General features: G+C 71.2%; 4 protein-coding genes. 1 reads left to right on the top strand and 3 read right to left on the bottom strand.

Annotated elements, in window-relative coordinates; translation table 11 throughout:
* Positions 1 to 177: 177 nt before the first annotated feature.
* Genes ACFXAZ_RS21435 through deoC form a run of 3 tightly spaced genes read right to left on the bottom strand, consistent with a single transcriptional unit; the run spans position 178 to position 3,483 of the window.
* Complete coding sequence (locus ACFXAZ_RS21435; RefSeq protein ID WP_384593403.1) at positions 178 to 1,071, bottom strand: aldehyde dehydrogenase family protein; 894 nt, start codon at positions 1,069 to 1,071, stop codon at positions 178 to 180.
* Position 1,072: 1 nt separating this feature from the next.
* Complete coding sequence (locus ACFXAZ_RS21430; protein WP_384593400.1) at positions 1,073 to 2,530, bottom strand: aldehyde dehydrogenase family protein; 1,458 nt, start codon at positions 2,528 to 2,530, stop codon at positions 1,073 to 1,075.
* 5 nt (positions 2,531 to 2,535) lie between these two features.
* Positions 2,536 to 3,483: a deoxyribose-phosphate aldolase gene (deoC, locus tag ACFXAZ_RS21425; protein ID WP_384593571.1), complete on the bottom strand. Its 948-nt coding sequence runs from the start codon at positions 3,481 to 3,483 to the stop codon at positions 2,536 to 2,538.
* Positions 3,484 to 3,690: 207 nt separating this feature from the next.
* On the opposite strand from deoC, the gene ACFXAZ_RS21420 reads away from it, so the two are divergent.
* Positions 3,691 to 4,344 carry a PH domain-containing protein gene (locus ACFXAZ_RS21420; protein ID WP_384593397.1) on the top strand — a complete coding sequence of 218 codons (654 nt, stop codon included), beginning with the start codon at positions 3,691 to 3,693 and terminating at the stop codon, positions 4,342 to 4,344.
* Positions 4,345 to 4,683 lie beyond the last annotated feature (339 nt).

Raw genomic sequence — 4,683 nt, 5'->3', positions numbered from 1 at the left:
CCCGGTGGGGGGGTCGTCGGCGTGGGGGGGGGAGTTTCGGGGGGGCTTGGGGGGGGTTGGGGGGACGTGCCGGATGGGTCCCCTCGGCCCCATCGCGGCCACGGGTGCGGTCCTTGTCCCGTACGAGGTCCCGTACGAGGTCCCGTACGGGGTCCGGTACGAGGCCCTGTACGGCGTCTAGTACGACGAACCCGCCGCGCCCAGCGCTCCCGTCGGGTGCCATACCGTCTTCGTCTCCAGGAACGCCGTCATGCGGTCGGTGCCCGGGGTCGGGGTCCAGTCGTCCACAGGCTGTGGACGCAGGACTCGCTTGAGGTTGTCGGCCGCCGCGATCTCCAGGTCCTTGGCCAGCGGCGCGTCCGCGCCCGCCAGGTCGATCGCGTTGACGTCCTGGTGGGAGGCCAGGGGCGTGGCGATCTCCGGCGTACGGCCGGAGAGGATGTTGACCACTCCGCCGGGGACGTCGGAGGTGGCCAGGACCTCGGCCAGGGACAGCGCCGGGAGCGGGGAGTTCTCGCTGGCCACCACCACCGCCGTGTTGCCGGTGGCGATCACCGGGGCCAGTACCGAGACCAGGCCCAGGAACGAGGAGTCCTGGGGGGCCACGACAGCGACCACGCCTGTGGGTTCGGGGGAGGACAGGTTGAAGTACGGGCCCGCCACCGGGTTGGCGCCGCCGGTCACCTGGGCGATCTTGTCGGTCCAGCCCGCGTACCAGATCCAGCGGTCGATGGCCGCGTCCACCGCCGTCGCCGCCTTGGACTTCGAGATGCCCTCGGCCTCGGCGACCTCCCGGACGAACTGCTCCCTGCGGCCCTCCAGCATCTCCGCCACGCGGTAGAGGATCTGGCCGCGGTTGTAGGCGGTGGCGCCGGACCAGGCGCCGAACGCCTTGCGGGCGGCCACCACCGCGTCCCGGGCGTCCTTGCGGGAGGCCAGGGGTGCGTTCGCCAGCCACTTGCTCTTCGAGTCGGTCACCTCGTACACCCGGCCGCTCTCGGAACGCGGGAACTTCCCGCCGACGTACAGCTTGTAGGTCTTGAAGACGGACAGGCGATCAACAGTGCTCATTTCAGCGCTCACCCTTCGGGTTCGACGGGGCGAGGTATGCCTCCAGGCCGTGCCGGCCGCCCTCGCGGCCGAAGCCCGACTCCTTGTAGCCGCCGAACGGCGACGTCGGGTCGAACTTGTTGAAGGTGTTGGACCAGATCACGCCCGCGCGGAGCTTGCTCGCGACCGCGAGGATGCGTGAGCCCTTCTCCGTCCAGATGCCCGCGGACAGGCCGTACTGCGTGTTGTTCGCCTTGGCCACGGCCTCGTCCGGGGTGCGGAAGGAGAGAACCGACAGGACCGGGCCGAAGATCTCGTCGCGGGCGATGGTGTGGGCCTGCGTGACATTCGTGAAGAGTGTCGGGGCGAACCAGTAGCCCGAGGAGGGGAGATCGCACGGGGCCGTCCAGCGGGTCGCGCCCTCCGCCTCGCCGGTCTCGGCGAGCGCGGTGATACGGGCCAGCTGCTCGGCGGAGTTGATCGCGCCGATGTCCGTGTTCTTGTCCAGGGGGTCGCCCAGGCGCAGGGTGGACAGGCGGCGCTTGAGGGAGTCCAGCAACTCGTCCTGGATCGACTCCTGGACCAGGAGGCGGCTGCCCGCGCAGCAGACCTGGCCCTGGTTGAAGAAGATGCCGGTGACGATGCCCTCGACGGCCTGGTCGATCGGGGCGTCGTCGAAGACGATGTTGGCGCCCTTGCCGCCCAGTTCGAGGGTGAGCTTCTTGTCCGTGCCCGCGAGCGTGCGGGCGATCTCCTTGCCGACGGCCGTGGAGCCGGTGAAGGCCACCTTGTTCACGTCCGGGTGGGCCACCAGGGCGGCGCCCGCGTCGCCGTACCCGGGCAGGATGTTGACGACGCCCTTCGGCAGGCCCGCCTGGCGGCAGATGTCCGCGAAGAAGAGGGCCGAGAGGGGGGTGGTCTCGGCCGGCTTCAGCACGACCGTGTTGCCGGTCGCGAGCGCCGGGGCGATCTTCCACGCCAGCATCAGCAGGGGGAAGTTCCAGGGGATGACCTGGCCCGCCACGCCCAGGGGGAGGGGATTCGGGCCGAAGCCCGCGTGGTCCAGTTTGTCCGCCCAGCCCGCGTAGTAGAAGAAGTGCGCGGCCACCAGGGGCAGGTCCGCGTCCCTGGTCTCCCTGATGGGCTTGCCGTTGTCCAAGGTCTCCAGGACCGCCAGCTCACGGCTGCGCTCCTGGATGATCCGGGCGATCCGGAACAGATACTTCCCGCGCTCGGCGCCGGGCAGTGCCGACCACTTCTCGAACGCCTTGCGGGCCGCCCGCACCGCGCGGTCGACGTCCTCGGGACCGGCCTGGGCGATCTCGGAGAGCACTTCCTCCGTGCTGGGACTGACCGTCTTGAAGACCTTGCCGTCCGCCGCGTCCGTGAACTCGCCGTCGATGAACAGGCCGTAGGAGGGGGCGATGTCGGCGATCGTCCGGGACTCGGGTGCCGGTGCGTACTCGAATACGGAAGCCATGATGATCAGTCCACCGTCACGTAGTCGGGGCCGGAGTAGCGGCCGGTGGCCAGCTTCTGGCGCTGCATCAGCAGGTCGTTGAGGAGCGAGGAGGCGCCGAAGCGGAACCAGTGGCTGTCCAGCCAGTCCGGGCCCGCCGTCTCGTTGACCAGCACCAGGAACTTGATCGCGTCCTTGCTGGTACGGATGCCTCCGGCCGGTTTCACGCCCACCTGTACGCCGGTCTGCGCGCGGAAGTCGCGGACCGCCTCCAGCATGAGGAGGGTGTTGGCGGGGGTGGCGTTGACCGCGACCTTGCCGGTGGAGGTCTTGATGAAGTCCGCTCCCGCCAGCATGCCGAGCCAGCTCGCGCGGCGGATGTTGTCGTACGTCGACAGCTCGCCGGTCTCGAAGATGACCTTGAGGCGGGCCGTGCCGCACGCCTCCTTCACGGCGGTGATCTCCTCGTACACCTTCAGATAGTGGCCCGCGAGGAAGGCGCCGCGGTCGATGACCATGTCGATCTCGTCGGCGCCCGCCGCGACCGCCTCGCGCACGTCCGCGAGCTTCACGGAGAGCGCGGCGCGTCCGGCCGGGAAGGCGGTGGCCACGGAGGCGACCTTGACGCCGGAGCCCGCGACGGCCTCCTTGGCGACGGCGGCCATGTCGGGGTAGACGCAGACCGCGGCCGTGGCCGGGGCCGTGCGGTCCGTGGGGTCGGGGCGGACGGCCTTGGCGCCGAGGGACCGGACCTTGCCGGGGGTGTCGGCGCCTTCCAGTGTCGTCAGGTCGACCATCGAGATGGCGAGGTCGATGGCGTACGCCTTGGCGGTCGTCTTGATCGAGCGGGTCCCGAGGGAGGCGGCACGCGCCTCCAGGCCGACCGCGTCGACGCCGGGGAGGCCGTGCAGGAAGCGGCGCAGCGTGCTGTTCGAGGCTGCCACGTCCGTGAGTGTGGGTACCGAGGTGGGCATGGTCACCAGACGAGCATATCTACGCGCGTAGCGGCTGTACACCCCGGTGTGGGGCTCTTGTGGGGTGGGGTGTGGGGGCGTGGGGGCGTGGGTTTGTGGGTGCGGGTCGTCTGGGGCTTGTCGCGCAGTTCCCCGCGCCCCTGGGGGGGAGGGGGGCTGGCTGGGGGGTCGGGTGCGGGTTGTTTCTTGTGAGGCAGAATCTCTCGTATGAGCTCAGTCAATGACCGCATCTACCGTTCCCCCATGGCCCTGGTGGGGGGCACTCTGGTGCTTGGCCTTGCGGGCTGGCTCGGTGTCGATGCGATCGTCAACGGTGAAGGGCGTACCCGGTGGCTGGCCCTTGCCGTGCTGCTGATCCTGGTGCCGGTCGTCGCCGCCTTCACCCTGCGGCCCGCGGTGTACGCGGGGGAGGACCGGCTGCGGGTGCGCAATCCGCTGCGCGTGATCGTGCTGCCCTGGGGCGAGGTCGCCTCGCTGCGGTCCGGGTACACCAATGAGGTCATCGCCAACTCCGGCACGAAGTTCCAGCTGTGGGCGATCCCGGTGTCGCTGCGCGGGCGCAAGCGGGCCGCCCGGCGTGAGGACCGGCGCCGGGCCGAGCGAGAGGCGGCGGCCAGCGGCCGGAAGGTGCGCGGCGGGCTGTTCGGTGCCGGGCTCGGTGGTTATGGCGGGGCCGACGCGGACGACGGCTCCGGGCTGGCCGAGGGCGACCGGATCATGGCCGAGCTGCGGCAGATCCTGGAGTCCCGGGAGAAGGCCGCGTCCGCGCAGGGTGAGGTCGGCACGCGGTGGGCCTACGAGATCGCCGGGCCGGTCGCGGTGGGTGTGGTGCTGCTCGCGGTGGTGCTGGCGGTGGGGTGATGCGGGCGGGCGGCTGGCCGGATGGCGTCGGTTTGCCGGATGCGCGGGCTTGGCGCTAGTTGGTTTCTGCGGGTCGGGCGGCGACGGCTGATGCGGGCCGGTGGGCTGACGCGGGTGGGTCCAGGCGAGCCGTCTGGTGGGTGGCCGGCGGGCTGTCCGGTGGTCGGCCTGCGTGGGCTGTTCGGTGGTGGGCCTGCGTGGCCGGTGGGCTCGGGCCGTCTGATCGGTGGGCCGATGCGGGCCGTGGGGGGGGGGGCGGGGGGCGGGGGGGGGGGCGCGCGGGGGGGGGGGGGGGGGGCCCCCCACCCCAACACCCACAGGCGCCAGGAGTGGAAGGTG

Origin of the sequence: Streptomyces sp. NPDC059477 (assembly GCF_042749375.1) — a bacterium.
Classification (GTDB): Bacteria; Actinomycetota; Actinomycetes; order Streptomycetales; family Streptomycetaceae; genus Streptomyces.
This window is presented reverse-complemented; position numbering and strand designations above follow the sequence as displayed.

Coding starts and splice junctions, on each gene's coding strand:
- ACFXAZ_RS21420 (WP_384593397.1), top strand. CDS start 3,691: ATGAGCTCAGTCAATGACCGCATCTACCGTTCCCCCATGGCCCTGGTG.
- deoC (WP_384593571.1), bottom strand. CDS start 3,483: ATGCCCACCTCGGTACCCACACTCACGGACGTGGCAGCCTCGAACAGC.
- ACFXAZ_RS21435 (WP_384593403.1), bottom strand. CDS start 1,071: ATGAGCACTGTTGATCGCCTGTCCGTCTTCAAGACCTACAAGCTGTAC.
- ACFXAZ_RS21430 (WP_384593400.1), bottom strand. CDS start 2,530: ATGGCTTCCGTATTCGAGTACGCACCGGCACCCGAGTCCCGGACGATC.